This window comes from Ochrobactrum quorumnocens (assembly GCF_002278035.1).
GTDB classification, from domain to species: Bacteria; Pseudomonadota; Alphaproteobacteria; order Rhizobiales; family Rhizobiaceae; genus Brucella; species Brucella quorumnocens.
In genome coordinates this window covers 662,240-679,094 of the sequence record NZ_CP022603.1, presented here as the reverse complement: position 1 = coordinate 679,094, position 16,855 = coordinate 662,240, and the positions used below count along the sequence as shown (strand labels likewise).

The window sequence follows — 16,855 nt, the reverse complement described above, 5'->3', positions numbered from 1 at the left end:
GTCACGGCCCATCACATGCTGGCGCTCTGTCGTACCTAACTTCAGGACAATCTAATGAACAAAACAACGTTCTTCGCGTATGCGAGGCGCGCGCCTTTTGGCGGACGTCTTTCGCAGGCGCAAGTCAGCGGCACCGAGGCAATTCTTGCCGAAGCCGCTAAAAGGAATCTGCCTGACGAGCAGGTTGCATACATCCTCGCGACCGTCTTCCACGAAACTGGCGGCAAGATGCAGCTGGTTGTAGAGAACCTGAATTACACCAGTGCGGCGCAAATACGAAAGACGTGGACGAAACGCTTCTCGTTGATCGCTGCGGCTCAGTCTTATGTGAACAATCCGCAAGCCCTTGCAAACAAGGTCTACGGCGGCCGCATGGGCAGCAACGGCGCTAATGACGGTTGGCTTTATCGAGGCAGGCGCCTGCGTCAGATCACTGGCAAGGACAATTATAAGAAGTTCGGCATTGCTGATGTGCCTGAGAAAGCGCTCGAACTCGCAACAGCGACCGTCCTTGTCAATGCGTATCTCAAAGGCCGGTCTGACAGCAAAACAGCCCAGACCGCACGCGACGCAGGATCCGTAACCAAAGCACGGAAGATAGAAAATGAAGTTGGCCGTCTTGATGACAGCGCTGTTGACGCTCGGCTTGCTAAGTGGATGCGCGACAAGCGGTAATTACTGTGACGTGGCGAGGGCAATCTATGCAAGCCATGACGACACGTCAGAAACCAAGCGTCAGATTCTGGCTGAGAATGAGAAAATAGAAAAGCTATGCGGGATGCAGCCGTGATTCCTAATTGGAGGCCGGTTCCGTTGCTCCTGGGACATGGTCAGTAGGAATTAGGCTTCGGCCCTCTTCATACCTAGCAATCAGTACAACTGCGGCAAGCGCCACCAAGATCGGTACAGCAATACATAGGATCCGCGGTACCGATGAAACGATCTGTCCAATGATAATTGTCAGTTTCGATCTCATACGGCGATGTTAGCAAAGAAGAAGTTAAACGAAAACAAAGGACGACATTAACTATGTTTAATCCTAGGGAATTAGCCAGATGACCGGCACTGAAATCATGGGCGCAGTCGGCTTCATCGTGATGCTGTTCGGCTTTCTGTTTGGCCTTTGGAAGTATGTCGACAGCAAGATTAATGCGGCAAGAAACGAAAATGCCGCTACAGTCGAAGCAGCAACCGCACTCGCCGCGCTGACGAGCCAGGAGCTATCAGACTACAACCTGCGGGCTGCCGAAACATTCGCCACAAAGGCCGGGATGCAGGAGCAGACCTCGCAAATCGTGTGCCATCGAAAGCGTTGCAAACCGCATTGATGGGCTTACCGAGCGTATGGATCGCGTATTTGAACAGAAGACGACGCGGGCTAGAAGCTAAGCGTTCTACTGGGGCGCTCTTTGCACTTCTGTTTCACTTGGCTGCGGCTGTAATGTATCGGTGGGTCCGGGAGCAGGCGGCTGTGGCGGCGTTGAGGGTTCTTCTGCAAGAACCTCATTTGTCTTCGCCTTAATATCCTCTGCCGTCTGCTGGCTAATTAGTCCCTGCGATGCGGCAAAGCCTACGACAATGGCAATGATCGCGCCGACGAGAGCAGTTTTTAGCTTGGGCGACATATGCGGCTCTCCTACAAGAATAGTTTATGTCCCGCCGAGCCCTTGGTAACGGTTTTATATACAGGCACTCAATAAAGCAATGTTGGATTTTCGTCCCGATGAGGGAACGAAGGCTTAAAAGAAAGCGGCCTTTTGGCTGCTGTCATATAGGTCAAATTACAGATGATTTCTGCATTTGTAAGCGCATGTCCCGTAATCGCGAAGTCCGACTAGTCTGTGTTCGTTGCCTCAATGTTGGAGTTAGCAGCCGGGAAACTGTCGCGCGGGTGGCGGAACTGATATTTTTGATGAGCCTGCCGGACAGCCAGTTCGGTGATGTAGCCGAGGTCGCGAAGCCCGCTCTCATAAAGCATCATGATTGTGCTAGACAGATCGACTGCAACATAATCGAGCTCGCCTTCTTCAAGCTTGGTTGCTGCATTCGAATAACAGCGTCTCATGAAACTCACTTCTTCAAGCGTGTAGATCCGGCTCGCTTCGTTGAACAGTGGCATAGCCAAGCTCCCTCCAGTTGTGAACCAAAGTAAAAGCCGTTGCGGCGTTAAATCGTATGATGTTAATTAATGCATAACATCCGAGAAGGTTTCTAAGGAATTTCCAGTATGACGCGGCTTGCTCAGGCGTGCAGGCGACTGCATTGTGGGCGGGTACTAACTGACCGGCTTAAAACAAACAGGTTTGGGCTTCCTCGTTATCGTTGCTCGGCGTGAGGTCGATCAAATCCGCATCAGGCGAAGGCTTCTGCATTTCTTTGGCTTCATCCCATGGTGCGCGAAGCCACGCGTCGATTTCCTCAATGGTGCGTAGAATGACCGGCATTGCTTTTGGGTGAATAAGCCTAACTGTGGCGTTGGACTCGGTTGTCAGGAAGCCGAATATGTTGATCTCAACCGCCCCTTCCTTCTTCTTCCGCGCCCCTTTCTAACTTCTCCATATGCCAGCGAACGCAAAGAGTGGCTTTTCTTCATTCAATACGAACCAGTGTATCCGTTTGCGCTTGGTAATTGGGGCGAGATTTTGCCCATATTCGGAGAATGAGTTGGCCGGGACAACGCAGCGGCTCTCGACGGCTTGCCATCGCCGCCAATGGGATGACTTTAGATTTCTGGCGTTCGTGACGCCTTTATCGACTTCCGTTTTCAGAAACTCACGGGGCATCGGCATATCCCAGCGCAGCATTGTAAGCTCCGGGTCGTCAGCTTCGACGTTCCGAAGTACTGGGGCCGGATAATCTGGATACACATCAAGCTGTGGATCAACACGGTTTGTCACATCACCGAACTTGGGGAACAGACGGCGCATGGCCTCATGATAGGTCGTGATGTTATATAGATTGCACATGCGTTCCTCCGTTTTGAAAGGAGGTAGCGCGCAATTTAGCGGCGTACAGCCAGTGCCTCTTAACAAAAATACCCCACGATTTTTTCTCGTGGGGTATTTGCTGCAAAGTTAACTATATGGCGAATTGCAAACCACTCGACGTCCGACACTCGGAACATAAGTATTGTCTGATGCACGGTAGGTGCGGTAACGCGATGAACACCACTGATAATGGCGATTACTATAGCCACGTGCTGCCGGGCGCTGGTTATTTAGAGCGCCACCGACGACCGCACCCGCACCAAAGGCTGCCAGCGGATACCACCAACCATCCGAATGTCGCCTATAACCCCGACGGTATTCGCGATACCCACGATGTCCGTTGCGCCAGCCGTCACGATGAGAGCGTTTCATATTCCCGCGCCTATCATCCCAACGCCGCTTATTCTGAACTTGTTGGATCTGCGATACATTAAAAGAAGAGTCTGACGTCTGACGCAAAGGGGAGGCGATTACAGGTGTGAATGAAGTCGCTGCAACAGCAAAACTTAAAGCTGCAATCCAAGTTTTTCTAAGCATTATTTTTCCTTCCATTATCTCAATAGATCAACTGAGTACGCCGCGTATGGTTCCAATAAACGGCAAATTGGGCAGACACTTCCTCGGCGCTCGATAAACGACGAATTCGCTCTGCCCCTTCATGATGCATGCCTCACATCGCAGCTTCCATTGATGCTGTCGCAGCGGTTCGTCTTTGCCAATTCTGTGCAGAACTTGTTTTATGCTTACATCGTTACCCACCTGACAAATCAGCGTGACCGTGATGCGCGTCATCCGACCGAGAAGCCGACCCCGTTGATGGCAGAGCTTCTAGTTGACTTTACCGATCAGGGGCAGACGATCCTCGATCCTTTTAAGGGGTCCGGAACCACTGGCATTGCCTGCGCGCGAATGGGCCGTCGATTCATTGGTATCGAACTTGATCCAAAGTATTTCGACGTGGCATGTGAGCGCATCGAAAAGGCGTACGCGGAAAGAGATATGTTTGTTGAAATGCCGCGGAAAGCTCCCAATCCTACGGATCCTTTTGCTGCCAACGACAATGTCGGGGCTGCAAATGCGGCCTGACGATATCTGCCACGTCTGCTACCGCCATGCCGTCGGACTTGGCGTGCAGGCAGATCGCGAACCGACCCGCTGGCTTTGCAAGGACTGCGCAGACATTGTCGAGCACATCCGTTCCCACCGCAGGCTCGACCCTTACGAGCTGCGCGCCCTCGATGCCGGCGTTGAGGCAGTTGGTTCATATCTGCAAGAGATCACAATAACCGACCTTGCGGAATGCGACAATCTCGAAGCGCGCTTGCCGGTCGAAGCAGCGTGGGAAGGTTGCGGGCGAGGGATGCGGGAAGCTTTGAAGGAAGCGCCGTTCTAAGTAGTCTTTGGTGGCTCGACCGACGGCATCTTTTGAAGGAGCTCGTTGTTGTACTTGGAACCCTCCATGCCGTGATGAACCTTGCGATGGCAAATCGGGCAAAGAGCTATGACGAAGGCAGGATCGTCTGGGCCACCGTCGCTTACTCGACGGATATGATGGGTTTCGAGGTAAGGCTGACCGTTCATGCGCAGAAAGGGCGCTTTACAGCCGCAACCCTCACAATGACCGTTGGCCCGTGCAAGCACGTAATCTCTAACGTGTCGACTTCGATCATAGATTGTCCTAGCGCCAGCTTTACCTTCACGTGTACCGGCTGCTTGGAGTGCCCGAGTTCTCAACTCGCTGAGATCAATAATATCAACGACATTCTGATCGTCGTCCAACTCGTCGACAATATTTTCCAAGTTTCGGAGTTCGAAAATGATCGCTTTACGCATGTCATTGTTGCGGTCCGGTGATTGTCCCCATCGCCAGCTCTCGCAGACAAAACTACCGAGAAAAACCAGATCTTTGCCTTTTCCAAGGCTCTCAAAGAGGAGCAGGTCATTACCTAATACGGCATGGTCGCGAATAGCTCTGTTGCCACGCACCATTTCCATGTCACCGACCTGGCCTTCACCGTAGTAATCAAAACGGCCATCTGGAAGGTGCATGTCGTCATAACCGTAATGGCTTCCAGCTTTGCCAGTGATAATGAAGATTACGTGGTGATCAGAAGGCGTGACTATGCCACCCTGACGTTGGCCGGAAAAGTGTTCGTCATGCTGCCCCCGATACAAAATGTGGAACAGCAGTATCTAATCTAAATCGCGCAGTCAAAATGGAGCAGTCTAAGGTAATTGGCCGCTTCCGCCTTCGTGCTGCCTTTCCATGAAAGTCCGGGTGATCTGCACTAGGCAATCATTAGCCTCTGTCTCGGTGAGCCCTGTCTGAAGCTTACCTTCGAACTCCGCCGGTTCATTTTTGTACGCCTCAATAACAGACCAAGTGCCGTCCTGTTCTTGGCGAACCTTATAGCCATTCTCGATCATAGATTTCTCCTTCAGGAGTTCGCATGCAAAATAATACCATTCGGCATTCTCAGAAGACCCGATGCTCGACGTCGCGTTGTCGTATCAGACGCAAAACTGGCCGGTTTCCCCGTGCCGCCAACGCGATGAAGAATACGTCGATCAGGACGGATACATCGAACTCCTTGCCACTAAAACACCGCTAACCAGCAATGGGTTCCGTGGTGCTACGCTTAATGAGCGCATCGTTCGAGAATACTGGCGTCGCACCCCTTCCGCAATGATTGGCGAGCCAACAGGTGCGCCTAAAGGTGCATGGGTGCTAGATATCGACCCGAAACACGACGGTGACGAAACTCTTGCTGCGCTTGAGCGCCAGTATGGCGCTGCCTAAGACGCTGACAGCCGAAACCACAAGCGGTGGCCGTCACTACTTCTTTCGTCATCGTCAGGGCGTTCGCAATCACGGTGCGCTTGGTTGGGACGTCGACGTGCGTGGTGACCGCGGCTATGTCATTGCAGCGGGCAGCGTGCCGGAGATTGGCCTACCTGATCGCTGGATCACTGAGCAGGAGTCGGTCGACGCGCCTGGCTGGTTGCTTGAGATCGTGCTGCCGCGTTCATATGAAAGCACGTACACCGGGGCGCCATCTGTGAGCGGCAAGATCAATGACCGCTATGTCGAGCGTGCAGTTCAATGCGAGCTGGACGACCTTGCGCTTGCACCGATGGATAATCGACGCAAAAGCCAAGGGTATGGAGTAGGATAGCGGCGCAACGCTGGCGAGTTACTTCAACTCAACAATCGAAAAATGGGCAACTGAGGCTCAAGCTTTCGTCGCTTGGCGCGATGCTGTCTGGCTCTATGCGTTGACTGAACTGGACAAGGTGAAAAACGGCGAGCGCGATCAGCCAAGTGTTGAAGACTTTTTGGCTGAACTGCCCGCGTTTGTAAGGCCGTCAGACCTTGTAAGCAATTTCTAGCATTGCGGGCGGCTGAGTTTCTGGCTGCTTAAGTCTTTGTTCAGAAGCGAATGCGACGGTTTTGAGCAAGCACCACCAAGAACACCACGACCAATATTGGCGCTGCCCCGCCGATAACTATCTGCCCGATATCTGACGCAATGAACTCTCTTACATGGCTCATCAGTCCTCCCTTCCTGAAGAAAACCCCGGCGACCGCAAAGTCCACGGGGGGGTATGCCGAAAAAGAAACCCCGACTGACCTCTCAGAAAACCGGGGCTACGCAAGCTTCCAGTCGCGTTAGATTGTTGGCTTACGCCTGTAACTAGGCAAACAAAAGCCCCGGTAGCGGAACGCGATATTTTGGGACCACGCCTTGCTATCATCTGAGCCGCTAAACCTTGCCGTTGGCCGTTCTCAGTGACAATGGCACCGCTCGGACAGACGAAGCTATTGATCCCGCTCTATAGCGAAACTCGGTGCGTCATTGCCTTTCTCTGTTGAAGAAATTCGATTCGTTCGCCCATCAATGCTTCAGCCACGGGTTTGATCATTGCGCGCTCGATCATTCCTCTATCTGTCTTTAGTGTCAGAATGCCGAGTAGCGGATCCTCATTGAGGACTGTAGTTCCAGCGCCCAGAATTTTATTGAACCCGGGACGTGATGGTTTAGCCATTGTGTGAGCCTCAATTGCGAAGGTTTTGCAGCCAGAGTAGCCGCTCATTACCAAGCTGGATCAATTATAAACATAAGTGAACTGCCGACTATACCGGCTGCGGCAATCTCGTTCGAATTTAGACAATAAAAAACCCCGGCGATGAGAGCCATCTGGTTCGCCGGGGCTATTCACTGTCGTGATTGAGTGGAGGCTTGTAACAGTGAACACCGTTAAGCTAGGGCGCTGATCTGTGAAGTGAACTAGTCGCAGGAGCAAAATTATAGTTCATAAGAAACCCCGGCTGACCTCCCAGAAAGCCGGGGCGGCATCACGTGGACGCCCTGATTGTTCACGAGATGCGGGAAAACTGTATCACCAAAAACAAACAAGAAAAACCCCGGCTCGGAGGTCCATGCCGGGGTCTGCGCACCGATTGGGTAAGCGGGGGGGGGCTTGGGATCCGGTGCGCATTAACAATGTAAGGCACCAGTCAGGGTGAGTGAACCCGCTCTGTCATAACGATATCTTAAAAGAGGAAACAAACAAAAACCCCGGAGATGGGACCGGGGTTTGATTTAAAACTAGTGTTACAGTTTACGTCGGTTGTTCATGTAGTACCTGATCTCTTTCCAGCCGATCAAGGCTACCACATATGACAGCGTAGCAAGAATAGCCGCTTCAAATAGCAAAACCCAAATCATGATGCGCTTTCAAGCCTGAACTAGGCCGCCTCCTGATTTTTTGCCCTTCATCCAAGGGATCGCAACTTCTGGTTTTTCGAGAATTCCGTTCTTCTTGGCGAAACCTCGAATGGCGCTCTCTGCCGCTTTCACTGGTTTGATGCCATCGTGGCTGTCGCAGCACGCTTTCCAAGCGGTTTCGTAAATGTGGCCACGGTCATATTCGGGCCACTCGTAGAGAAAATCTAGCGCATCTCCGATGCTGGCAATCTCACGCACAAGGTATGGCCCGTCCTTCACGAATACAGGACGGTCAAACAAACGATCGTTCATCGAAGCCTCCATTTGATCGAACGCGTTACGTCGGAATGACGGCTTCGATTTAGTCAGTAATCGCGCCCTTTCAAGAGGGCAATTTATCAAAATATGAGGGAAAAATGAATACGCACCTTGGCGATACCCGCCTCTTGATTGAGGCGGGTCGAAAGCGTGGACTATTGCGCAATCAGATGGCGTATGTGTTGGCCACTGCGTACCACGAGACTGCGCACACGATGAAGCCGATCAATGAGATGGGCGGTGAGAAGTATCTCCGGTCCAAGAAATACTGGCCGTATATCGGGCGCGGATACGTCCAGATCACTTGGAAGGCCAACTATGAAAAGGCTGGCAGAGTTCTGGGTATTGACTTCGTGTCGAAGCCTGAACTGCTCCTGCAGCCCAGGTATGCGGCACCAATCATCATTGCAGGCATGGTCGAAGGCTGGTTCACTGGCAAGAAGCTGTCGGATTACATCACTTTGCAGAAGTCCGATTTCAAGAACGCTCGCCGGATCGTCAACAGTACAGACAAGGCTGAACTGATCGCCGGATATGCCAAGGAATACGACAAGGCGTTGCTTGCTGAAGGTTATGGCGTCGACCAGGTGGTGACTGCTCCTGCAGCTGATGTGGTGCCAACTCCGGTTGAAGAAAAGCCGCTCTCCAAATCCTCTCGCGTCTGGTCATGGATCGGTAGCGGCAGCGCAGGTGCCGCAATGCCGTTTGTCGATTGGCGGGTACAGATGGTGCTTGTCGTGTTCGTTCTTGCGCTCGCGGCTTATGCAATCTTCACCATGCCACAGGCCAAGGCCAAGCTTGAGAAGCTGGTGGACGCGCTATGAGCGTCATTTGGGCCTTAATCCCGAACTGGCTGAAATATTCGATAGCTGCCCTTGTGGCAGCGTCTTTGCTTCTGGCGAGTGGGTATCTCGCCGGTAAGCGCCAAGGCCATCAGGACGCCATCACATACCAGCTCAAGCAAACCGTGAAAGCAGAAAGAGAGAGGGGCAAGGACGATGAGAAACTACGTGGCCTGTCGGATTATGATTTGTGCGTTGTTGCCCTTCGTCGTCGTGGCTTGCCAATCGACCAGTGCGACGAGCTGCGCGGGGTTCAGACAGAATAACATCTCACCCGCAGGCCTTGTCGCTCTGATCAAAACGGATCGGGCAGGGGCTGAACGGGTTGAGGGCAACGATGAAAATGGGAAGCGATGGGGTTGCTGGTAATGACAACTGAAGCGGGACAGGACCGAGCCATTGGCCGTGTAGAAGGCAAGCTCGACCAGATCATCAAGGATATGGATCGGGCGCGGGATGATCGGAAACAGCAATACGAGAAGCAAGAAAAGACCGATCGAACCTTGGACGAGGTCATGCGCAAGCTTCGTAGCGTGGACAACCGCCTTGAGAAGGTTGAGGAGCCGGTAGCAGATTTCAACCGCTGGCGAGAGCGAGGTGTCGGCGCAATCATGCTCGTTTCGTTCGTCGCAGCATCCCTCGGTGGTTTGCTGGTGACATTTGGTAAAAAGATTTGGGCGGCTATCGTCGGCTGATTACTCGGTCGGAACCGTTCGCCGCTCACCTATATCCCCATTTTCTCTTTAATTAAATCCAGCATTACTCTAGATTAGGTCGTCTTAAGCTGGAGGGAGGGCATGCTTAAAGATATACATCGAATAGTGATTGTCGATAATCTGGTTTTCGAACCATTCAGCGCTCGGTCGTTGGCACCGTACTTGCCCCAAACTGATGAAAAGAGAATTGCGGCTTATCTCAGGTTGAACGCATCCAAAAATCCGCGCAACCGGCATGCGTTCTTCATTCGATATTATAGGGGATGGTATCGGTTTAATTATTTGAGGCTTGAGGATCTTGCAGCTTCAGGCAAATAATAGGCCCCGGCACGTCTCCCAACGTCACGGGGCCGCGCACGTGGGCATGACCCGAATTCCTCCACATTGCGCATCAAATATTTTACCAAAAAATTCGCTGTTGAAAAGTCAGTATCACTCTTCCGGATCGAAGCCTGCATATCCGTTTGCCATTCCCGCTGCTACGATTTTAATAGCGTTCGCCACTTCAGCCTCTTGCCAGCCCACAGCTTTGGCTTCTTCGATAAGATCGCGAATGCCGGGAACGTTTTGTTCTGCTAATGCTACGGATGCATCAGCTTCCGAAGTGCCCGACAACGTGGCTTGCTCTATAAGGTCGGCTATTCCTTGCGCAACTGCAGCCTGACAATCCACGTCTCTGTTTGGATAAAAGCCCGGTTGTTTTGGTCTGATCATGTCGTCCTCCTGTTTTACGGAGAAACGCATCACCCGGCAAAAGGCTCCTAAAACAGCGACCGCTGCTCTTCATTATCGTTGCTTGGCGTCAGATCGATCAAATCCGGATCAGGTAACGGCTTCTGCATTTCTTTGGCTTCATCCCATGGTGCGCGAAGCCACGTGTCGATTTCCTCAGTGGTGCGCAGGATGACAGGCATCGCCTTTGGGTGAACCGGCTTGACCACGGCGTTAGGCTCGGTGGTCAGGAATGCGAATATATCAACTTCGACCGGACCTTCCTTCTTCTTCCGCACACCTTTCCATGTCGTCCAGATGCCAGCGAACGCAAAGAGCGGCTTTTCCTCGTTCAGAGCGAACCAGTGCAGCGGCTTACGTTTTGTTTTCGGATCTGGCTCTTGTCCGTATTCGGAGAATGAGTTGGCCGGGACAACGCAGCGGGTTTCAACACCTTGCCAGTGCCGCCAATGAGATGACTTTAGATTTCTGACATTAGTGACGCCTTTATCAACTTCCGTTTTCAGAAATTCGCGTGGCGTCGGCATGCCCCATCGCAGATGCGCCAACTCATGCTCACCATCTGCCAAATTGCGCAGTACTGGCGCCGGGTAATCTGGATACACATCAAGCTGCGGATCAACACGGTTTGTCACATCACCGAACTTCGGGAACAGACGGCGCATGGCCTCATGATTGGTCGTGATGTTATATAGATTGCACATGCGCTCCTCCTGACAGGAAGAGAATAGCGCGCAATTTATCGGCGTCCAGTCAGTGCATCCTCACCTTGCTGCTTATGTGCATGGCAGAACCAAAGCTGGCCGTATTTTGTCTTATATCCGAAACTGCCCCATGCCTTACAGTCAGCATCGTCGCACCAATGCTCGAACAGTTTGCCCGGTTGTGAAACGTGAGCTTTGTCGTTGTTGTATCCGGTCATTTATTACCTCGGCATCTTTGTGACGCCAAACTGGCCTTCACCTTTTGATTTGCAGTGAGTGCAGCGCATGCGCTTATGAAGATCCACGAAATACGTATGCGTTCCGAACTTCCGCAGGATTATCCGATATTCAATCGGTCCTATGTGGCCACAGTGATTGCAATAACCGTGCAGTTCGTACCAAGACGCCATATCCATGATGCGCGTCGATGCAGGCATGCCTTCAAGATTACGCGGCTTCGGTCTCATTTCTCAAAGTATGTTTCCCACGGCTTGGACTTCTTATCCTTGGGGTAGTAAGGAACGCCGCCATACAGACGAATAAACTCCTGCTGACCTTCTTTTGTCGGGAAGTGGGCAATGTCAAATCCGATTAAGCCATGTCTTTTCCCGCTCCATAGGCGGTAGCCTCCAAGTCTTTCACGGTCGTAGAGAAGCTGGATAAGGTTCTTTCGATGCCAATCTGTTAGATGGATGACGACCTGGTAAGGGTAAGTCATATTCAAAACAGTTGGATTTAACGCGCCACGTGAGCGTGTCATTTTACAAACACCGTAGGCTTCCAGCCACGCGGAAATTCGAGCGACATTGCGAGACTGGCGCACTCAATTTCTTTGATAAGAAAATCCCGGTCTTGTAGCAGCGCTTCCATGGCAGCGCGCATGTCGCCTTTGTGATAGGCGAGAACCAGCTCAATTTCGTCGTCGTATTCATTCTCTTGCACAACTGCATTCATTGTTCTGCTCCGTTAAAAGCAGACACACACGCCACCACGCGTATCTGTGATTATTTCGACCACCATCGATGTTCCTACAATGTTCTCATGGCAGCGAAGAGTCAATTCAGATTTTCAAGATGTGGAAATCCTGTTAAAAACGCGGGGATAACGTTTGGATGAGTACATGTTAGCACCGACACAGCATCCCGGTTCATCGACATAGGATGAACCGCAAAGGACGGAACCCTTCCTTTATGAAGGTAAACGTCTTGATAGCCATAGGTGTATCTAAAATCGCCAAAAAAAGGAATAAAAACAAATAAATGCGATTTAACTAGGTAAAAAGTCCTAAGAACGGTACATTAACCATCAACTGATATGGTAATGGCAAAGTTCTTGAGGGCGATACTATGGCTGATACTTCAATCGAATGGACAGACGCAACGTGGAACCCAGTAGCAGGGTGTACAATCCTGACAGCTGGCTGCACCAACTGTTACGCAATGCGTATGGCGGCTCGTCTAGAAGCTATGGGCGTAGAGAAGTATGTCGGGACAACACGGAAATCTGGCGGACGTGCGAAGTGGACTGGTAAAATTGTCCTAGATGATAAGGCGCTATCTATCCCTGAAACGTGGTCAAAGCCTCGACGCGTTTTCGTGAATTCGATGTCTGATCTCTTTCATAGTGATGTTCCAGAAGAATTCATTCTCAAGGTGTGGAATGTGATGGCTAGAACTCGCCGTCACACCTACCAGATACTTACCAAGCGTCCTGACCGCATGGCTGATATTCTCAGTAAGGACGGATTTAAGATACTTCCAAACGTCTGGTTAGGAACAAGTGTAGAAGACAATCGAGTTCTGTATAGGTTGGATGAGCTTAGGCAGGTGCCCGCAGCAGTGCGATTTGTCTCCTACGAGCCGTTAATTGGATCTGTGGCAGGTGGCGACCTTAGTAAAATTCATTGGGCTATAGTCGGTGGTGAAAGTGGTCCTAATTCAAGGCCTATGGATCCAAAGTGGATTGATGAAATATTTGACCAATGCACTGATGCTGATGCCGCCTTCTTTTTTAAACAGTGGGGCGGCAAGAATAAGAAGTCGACTGGCCGTTCTTATCGAGGCAAGACGTGGGATGAGATGCCATCCGCAAGTATATGATTTGCAAACTTCTTCGCTAGTCCCAACGCTTTCGGCGATCTGTTTGAAGCGGCAAAGAAAAGGGAAAACCTCTGTGGTTTTTCTTTAGCTGGTAATGGGAATGGTACTGAAACCAGGGGGAATATCGTTTCAAGCCGCTGTTTAACATACTGTTCTAAACCCGCCACGTCGGCATTTCTTTGCCTAACATCACCTGCAGTAAGTAAGCCTAGTAGGTCGGTGGCAGGAGGAACTTTACTGTAGAGTTCGTCCTCCCATTTATCTGTTCCTAACATGCGTGTGAGAGCACGACGTTTCACATCATCGATATCTGAAAGGTTTCGAGCGGCTTGCCTATAAAGCCCGGAGAGCGGAAATAAAAACCAGACGTCAATAGCCTGGGTACGCGCTATGGCCTCTAAGGTCTTCCATTCGACTTCCATACCATACGGATCCAGGAAAAGAACAGCGCGGCATCCAGACCAGTTCACCTTGTTGATGTGAGTTTGAAGCACCTCGTTCGCATTTCCGTTTACAACGTGAATATCTCTGTGAGGGTTTTCATTCTTGAGCTCATTCAAGACTGAGCAGTAATTAGGATTTTGCTCGATAAAAATTAGTCTGGTGAAATGTGGAAACACGTCTAAAGCAATTCTAGCGGAACCGCGGCGATTTTCGATTTTTTCAGGTATAGGTTCTTCTAAAAGATCGCCGCCTCTTGCCTCTGTGCGAACTGTTCGCGATCCACTACCGGCAAACGCGTCGATGTACCAAAGATGGTTAAATGTGTTCTTAAGTGCACTTGTGTATGTTTTTAAGTATTTCTCGACTAGTTCCAATTTAATTTCAGTATGCTGTCCGCCAAACTCGTGATCACCCAAATTTCTCATGCGCTCCCCCATTAAACGTCATGCTATATAATCTCTTTTCCTGATAGGATTTACTTCGCTTGGTCTCCCCCAGAGCGCTGCCGCTTCTTCATCTGTCGGAACGTGCGGTTTGATCCATCACTGCGGTTGGATCACTTCATACGTTGATGCTCATGATATTTGCTATTCCCGATAAATAGGTGATTTATCAATTGTAAGGCCAAATCTCTTGGCGAGCTTTTCTGCCGAAGCTGGCCGTAAGCAATACATTGCCTTTAGTTGGCAGGCGTCGAAATCCCAATTTTTGGTTGATATTGGGGACATTCTGAAGCGATTTGGGTTGTTATCGACGGGAAGCGAAAATGCGGTGTGGCAATAACGGCCTTTCCCACCTTTTCGCGTGTCTTCGACAATGTGGATCCTTGATCCGTTTACGTTGAGAACACCGTCCCCAAAGCAACGTTTTATATCGGGCTTAGAGTAGCCGACTTTTAGATTTTCGTAAGCAAACGCCTTGGACTTCTCGGTCGGTGGCGTAATTTTTATTTGGCAGCAAGGTTCCTTCTTCGTACATCCTGCAACTGCCAACAAAATACCTACCGCTATAAATCCCCGCATATTATTCCCCTCGTTAGCTCCGCAACTGCGCTTCGATAAATTCGCGTCAAAGGAACGATGGCGTAAAGGTTTTGTAGGTGACCCTGGGTGCCAAATTTGGCATATGTTTACGCACATTCGTCTTATATTCGCTGTCGGCAGGGTACGAAACTAAAAAGCCACGCCCATTAAAATCTGCTTGAAAATGTAGAGAGCCGGCATCTACGATTTCGTTTTGTCCTACAATTATCGTGTTTGCTCCGGCGATAGGCATTTCTTTGGAAGAAAAACGATGAGGCTGAACGTATCCAGAGTCGCAGTATAGTCCTGTAACGATGTATTTTCCCGGTACTATTGGTTTAAAATCTATCCTATATCCATCTTTTCTAGGGTTCTTGGCCGAGTATCCCTTGAATAATCTAAATCCTGATCCGGTAGATATGCTAACTGTTTCAAATTGCTGATCACCGTCTATTCGTCGCAATCTAACGCTGCCACATTCGACAGGATGGCCAAGAAGATTTTTACCTGCGGATGCGATAAAAGCGATAGCCGCACCCTTCTCTTTGATGAAACGGTCTGCTTCGTGCTGAGTTTTTGCACTCAAATTGGCTTGCTTGTCTGGTCCCGGGGTACCGCATCCACTTACCGCTATCGCTAGTCCCGCCGCTATAATTCCCTGCCTGACCATTACCTGCAACCTTTGCTCTTGGCCGCGTTTTCGATGGCGTTTACCTTCCCCTTTGACACGGCAACCTGACCTTCCTTATCACCACCAAACGTGCTAGACGCGGGAACGCCGATCAGGAACACTCCGACTGCATCGCCTGTAGCGGCCTCATTCTGCTGTTTTGACAAACTCGCAAGTATGGTTCGCTCTTTCAACAACTCGCTAGCCAATGCTTGGCAGCTGAGGTTCGTATAAGCGGCAATTGGAATGTCGACCGGAACAATTGCGTCTGGACGCTTCGCACACGCAGTCGAGATTGCGCTGACAAAGAGCGCAGTAATAATAAGCTTTTTCATGACAAGCCCCTTTCCCCGTGCCGATTACTGGCAAAGGCTGGGTGAGTCGTCAATATGATGCTTTGGTATGAAAGGCGCAGTGACTAGACATTAGTTCACGACTAGGCGGTCCAGGCCGAAGAAAAGCCCCGGCACGTCTCCCAACGTCACGGGGCTGCGCATGCGCTTGGACCCAGCTTCCTGACACGATGCGCAGCAATAATTTATCAAAGCGAATTTTCTTTGAAAAGTGTATTTCATTCGTCAGGGTCCGCTCCCCGTTGCCTTATGAATGTTCCCATTTTGTTCTATTTGAGGTACGATTGCCTCTGTTTTGAGTCGGGGGCCTTTCAGAGGAGCCACTGAAATGCAGGCGCAGCAGCAGAAGGTCGATGTTCTTCCGCGATGGATGACTAAGGCTAAACTGCAAACTCTTATGCAGATGGAGCCAGAGGAAGCCCTTGAAGAAGCGCAGCGCCTGCGAGCGGCTTTCAACAGAAAGCGGCGCGATAACAGAGCCGCACGTAAAGAGATTGTCGCTCAGCAGGCGAAGAAATGGTCCAGCCGATACAAAGCAAAAAGGCGGAAAACAAGTCGAGCTCGGTTGGCCAAAATCAAAATCGAAGACCCAAATTTGTATCGCAGTATTTGCGATAAAAAAAATGCGCGTGATCGGGTCAGACGGCTGGGCAAAAAACAAGTTCGTACAGACGCGATGCGTGAAAAAGACCGCCGAAAATATCAGCGCATCAAGGCACAAGATTTCGCGCGCGCTAACCACACCGAAATGCGCAAGCTTATCTGTGTTCATGTGCCTGGCTATCTCATGGCAGCTGCGCAGATGGACGTTATCAATTCCGTGATGGTGCAAATTCTCGATCGGAAAGTGCCGTTCAATGAGCTTGCAGCATGGGTGAAGAAATCAGTCACCGAATACAACCGTCAGTTCGATTACTTCAAGACTGTTTCCATCGACGCCCCGATAGCCGGAACTGACGGACTGACACGCGGCGATATGCTGGCAAATGACACACCGCATTTTTGAAGCGGAAAACTATTCTTGTTGATGATGTGGGAGCAAAGCGTTTTTGCTCCCACATGGTACGGCGAGACCTTTCTTCAATGCAGAAATTTTAGGCGTTCTGGAAAAGCCGTGGTTATTGCAAGTCCTTGTTTCCAAACGACTCACCCCTAGCAAACGCTAAGTTTTTGACATGTCAAAATGAAATTATCTCACGATTATCTGCGACATGAAACGTGACATGGCCGTGACGGTC

27 protein-coding genes and 1 pseudogene are annotated in these 16,855 nt (G+C 50.7%); 11 read left to right on the top strand and 17 right to left on the bottom strand.

The features are described from left to right. Window positions 1-54: 54 nt before the first annotated feature. Together CES85_RS03355 and CES85_RS03350 are read left to right on the top strand one after the other, a co-directional pair. Window positions 55-675 carry a hypothetical protein gene (locus CES85_RS03355; protein ID WP_244923211.1) on the top strand — a complete coding sequence of 207 codons (621 nt, stop codon included), beginning with the start codon at window positions 55-57 and terminating at the stop codon, window positions 673-675. Between the two features lie 380 nt (window positions 676-1,055). After that, on the top strand, window positions 1,056-1,328 hold the full coding sequence (locus CES85_RS03350) for a hypothetical protein (protein ID WP_342352140.1): 273 nt from the start codon (window positions 1,056-1,058) through the stop codon (window positions 1,326-1,328). A gap of 66 nt (window positions 1,329-1,394) precedes the next feature. Here the strand turns inward: CES85_RS03350 and CES85_RS03345 are convergent, their stop codons facing one another. The 4 genes and pseudogenes from CES85_RS03345 to CES85_RS03330 form a co-directional block, all read right to left on the bottom strand. Next, window positions 1,395-1,625, bottom strand: coding sequence for a hypothetical protein (locus tag CES85_RS03345; RefSeq protein WP_095444634.1), 231 nt, complete (start codon window positions 1,623-1,625; stop codon window positions 1,395-1,397). Window positions 1,626-1,834: 209 nt separating this feature from the next. Further along, window positions 1,835-2,119: a hypothetical protein gene (locus tag CES85_RS03340; RefSeq protein ID WP_095444633.1), complete on the bottom strand. Its 285-nt coding sequence runs from the start codon at window positions 2,117-2,119 to the stop codon at window positions 1,835-1,837. Between the two features lie 169 nt (window positions 2,120-2,288). After that, a pseudogene (locus tag CES85_RS03335) lies at window positions 2,289-2,966 on the bottom strand (SOS response-associated peptidase). A 108-nt stretch (window positions 2,967-3,074) separates the two neighbouring features. After that, window positions 3,075-3,524 carry a BA14K family protein gene (locus CES85_RS03330; protein WP_095444632.1) on the bottom strand — a complete coding sequence of 150 codons (450 nt, stop codon included), beginning with the start codon at window positions 3,522-3,524 and terminating at the stop codon, window positions 3,075-3,077. Window positions 3,525-3,677: 153 nt separating this feature from the next. Between CES85_RS03330 and CES85_RS03325 the strand changes: the two genes are divergently transcribed. Both CES85_RS03325 and CES85_RS03320 read left to right on the top strand, forming a co-directional pair. Next, window positions 3,678-4,073: a DNA methyltransferase gene (locus tag CES85_RS03325; RefSeq protein ID WP_095444631.1), complete on the top strand. Its 396-nt coding sequence runs from the start codon at window positions 3,678-3,680 to the stop codon at window positions 4,071-4,073. After that, on the top strand, window positions 4,063-4,380 hold the full coding sequence (locus tag CES85_RS03320) for a DUF6511 domain-containing protein (protein WP_095444630.1): 318 nt from the start codon (window positions 4,063-4,065) through the stop codon (window positions 4,378-4,380). The genes CES85_RS03325 and CES85_RS03320 overlap by 11 nt, the downstream gene beginning before the upstream one ends. On the opposite strand, the gene CES85_RS03315 is transcribed toward CES85_RS03320, so the two are convergent. Beyond that, complete coding sequence (locus CES85_RS03315; RefSeq protein ID WP_244923210.1) at window positions 4,377-5,162, bottom strand: HNH endonuclease; 786 nt, start codon at window positions 5,160-5,162, stop codon at window positions 4,377-4,379. The two genes, CES85_RS03320 and CES85_RS03315, sit on opposite strands and share 4 nt — an antisense overlap. Before the next feature lie 51 nt (window positions 5,163-5,213). Next, window positions 5,214-5,414 (bottom strand): hypothetical protein, encoded by a 201-nt coding sequence (locus tag CES85_RS03310; RefSeq protein ID WP_244923209.1) that lies wholly within the window; start codon window positions 5,412-5,414, stop codon window positions 5,214-5,216. A gap of 61 nt (window positions 5,415-5,475) precedes the next feature. On the opposite strand from CES85_RS03310, the gene CES85_RS27645 reads away from it, so the two are divergent. Next, a complete protein-coding gene (locus tag CES85_RS27645) occupies window positions 5,476-5,787 on the top strand; it encodes a bifunctional DNA primase/polymerase (protein ID WP_244923208.1) in 312 nt (103 codons plus the stop codon). Further along, window positions 5,774-6,163 carry a bifunctional DNA primase/polymerase gene (locus tag CES85_RS27640; protein WP_244923207.1) on the top strand — a complete coding sequence of 130 codons (390 nt, stop codon included), beginning with the start codon at window positions 5,774-5,776 and terminating at the stop codon, window positions 6,161-6,163. Before CES85_RS27645 ends, CES85_RS27640 begins: the two co-directional genes overlap by 14 nt. A 254-nt stretch (window positions 6,164-6,417) precedes the next feature. Here the strand turns inward: CES85_RS27640 and CES85_RS28060 are convergent, their stop codons facing one another. Both CES85_RS28060 and CES85_RS03295 read right to left on the bottom strand, forming a co-directional pair. Further along, the gene (locus CES85_RS28060) at window positions 6,418-6,540 is read right to left on the bottom strand and encodes a hypothetical protein (protein ID WP_280523380.1); all 123 of its coding nucleotides are present in this window, start codon (window positions 6,538-6,540) and stop codon (window positions 6,418-6,420) included. A gap of 1,186 nt (window positions 6,541-7,726) precedes the next feature. Then, on the bottom strand, window positions 7,727-8,029 hold the full coding sequence (locus tag CES85_RS03295) for a DUF982 domain-containing protein (protein ID WP_095444627.1): 303 nt from the start codon (window positions 8,027-8,029) through the stop codon (window positions 7,727-7,729). A gap of 104 nt (window positions 8,030-8,133) precedes the next feature. On the opposite strand from CES85_RS03295, the gene CES85_RS03290 reads away from it, so the two are divergent. The 3 genes from CES85_RS03290 (at window position 8,134) to CES85_RS03280 (ending at window position 9,572) form a co-directional block, all read left to right on the top strand. Continuing rightward, window positions 8,134-8,859 carry a glycoside hydrolase family 19 protein gene (locus tag CES85_RS03290; RefSeq protein ID WP_095444626.1) on the top strand — a complete coding sequence of 242 codons (726 nt, stop codon included), beginning with the start codon at window positions 8,134-8,136 and terminating at the stop codon, window positions 8,857-8,859. Beyond that, window positions 8,856-9,143, top strand: a complete 288-nt coding sequence (locus CES85_RS03285) for a hypothetical protein (protein ID WP_095444625.1) — start codon at window positions 8,856-8,858, stop codon at window positions 9,141-9,143. The genes CES85_RS03290 and CES85_RS03285 overlap by 4 nt, the downstream gene beginning before the upstream one ends. A gap of 102 nt (window positions 9,144-9,245) precedes the next feature. Next, a complete protein-coding gene (locus CES85_RS03280) occupies window positions 9,246-9,572 on the top strand; it encodes a hypothetical protein (RefSeq protein ID WP_157743395.1) in 327 nt (108 codons plus the stop codon). A 453-nt stretch (window positions 9,573-10,025) separates the two neighbouring features. On the opposite strand, the gene CES85_RS03270 is transcribed toward CES85_RS03280, so the two are convergent. The 5 genes from CES85_RS03270 to CES85_RS03245 all read right to left on the bottom strand — a co-directional run bounded on the left by CES85_RS03270 (window position 10,026) and on the right by CES85_RS03245 (window position 11,983). Next, window positions 10,026-10,307 carry a hypothetical protein gene (locus tag CES85_RS03270; protein WP_095444622.1) on the bottom strand — a complete coding sequence of 94 codons (282 nt, stop codon included), beginning with the start codon at window positions 10,305-10,307 and terminating at the stop codon, window positions 10,026-10,028. A 47-nt stretch (window positions 10,308-10,354) separates the two neighbouring features. Continuing rightward, entirely contained in the window at window positions 10,355-11,029 is a 675-nt protein-coding gene (locus CES85_RS03265; RefSeq protein ID WP_095444621.1) for an SOS response-associated peptidase, read from the bottom strand. A gap of 35 nt (window positions 11,030-11,064) precedes the next feature. After that, window positions 11,065-11,247: a hypothetical protein gene (locus tag CES85_RS03260; RefSeq protein ID WP_095444620.1), complete on the bottom strand. Its 183-nt coding sequence runs from the start codon at window positions 11,245-11,247 to the stop codon at window positions 11,065-11,067. A 245-nt stretch (window positions 11,248-11,492) separates the two neighbouring features. Then, window positions 11,493-11,789, bottom strand: a complete 297-nt coding sequence (locus CES85_RS03250; protein ID WP_095444618.1) for a hypothetical protein — start codon at window positions 11,787-11,789, stop codon at window positions 11,493-11,495. Further along, entirely contained in the window at window positions 11,786-11,983 is a 198-nt protein-coding gene (locus CES85_RS03245) for a hypothetical protein (RefSeq protein ID WP_095444617.1), read from the bottom strand. Before CES85_RS03245 ends, CES85_RS03250 begins: the two co-directional genes overlap by 4 nt. Window positions 11,984-12,375: 392 nt before the next feature. Between CES85_RS03245 and CES85_RS03240 the strand changes: the two genes are divergently transcribed. Then, complete coding sequence (locus tag CES85_RS03240) at window positions 12,376-13,128, top strand: DUF5131 family protein (protein WP_095444616.1); 753 nt, start codon at window positions 12,376-12,378, stop codon at window positions 13,126-13,128. Here CES85_RS03240 and CES85_RS03235 read toward each other — a convergent pair. From CES85_RS03235 to CES85_RS03220, 4 genes are all read right to left on the bottom strand, one after another. Continuing rightward, window positions 13,083-13,997, bottom strand: a complete 915-nt coding sequence (locus CES85_RS03235) for a three-Cys-motif partner protein TcmP (RefSeq protein ID WP_095445677.1) — start codon at window positions 13,995-13,997, stop codon at window positions 13,083-13,085. The two genes, CES85_RS03240 and CES85_RS03235, sit on opposite strands and share 46 nt — an antisense overlap. 162 nt (window positions 13,998-14,159) lie before the next feature. After that, window positions 14,160-14,594: a hypothetical protein gene (locus tag CES85_RS03230; protein WP_095444615.1), complete on the bottom strand. Its 435-nt coding sequence runs from the start codon at window positions 14,592-14,594 to the stop codon at window positions 14,160-14,162. Window positions 14,595-14,640: 46 nt separating this feature from the next. Continuing rightward, complete coding sequence (locus tag CES85_RS03225; protein ID WP_157743394.1) at window positions 14,641-15,273, bottom strand: hypothetical protein; 633 nt, start codon at window positions 15,271-15,273, stop codon at window positions 14,641-14,643. After that, window positions 15,264-15,599 (bottom strand): hypothetical protein, encoded by a 336-nt coding sequence (locus CES85_RS03220; protein WP_095444613.1) that lies wholly within the window; start codon window positions 15,597-15,599, stop codon window positions 15,264-15,266. The genes CES85_RS03225 and CES85_RS03220 overlap by 10 nt, the downstream gene beginning before the upstream one ends. Before the next feature lie 346 nt (window positions 15,600-15,945). On the opposite strand from CES85_RS03220, the gene CES85_RS03215 reads away from it, so the two are divergent. Then, entirely contained in the window at window positions 15,946-16,623 is a 678-nt protein-coding gene (locus CES85_RS03215) for a hypothetical protein (protein WP_095444612.1), read from the top strand. The last annotated feature ends 232 nt before the right edge of the window (window positions 16,624-16,855 follow it).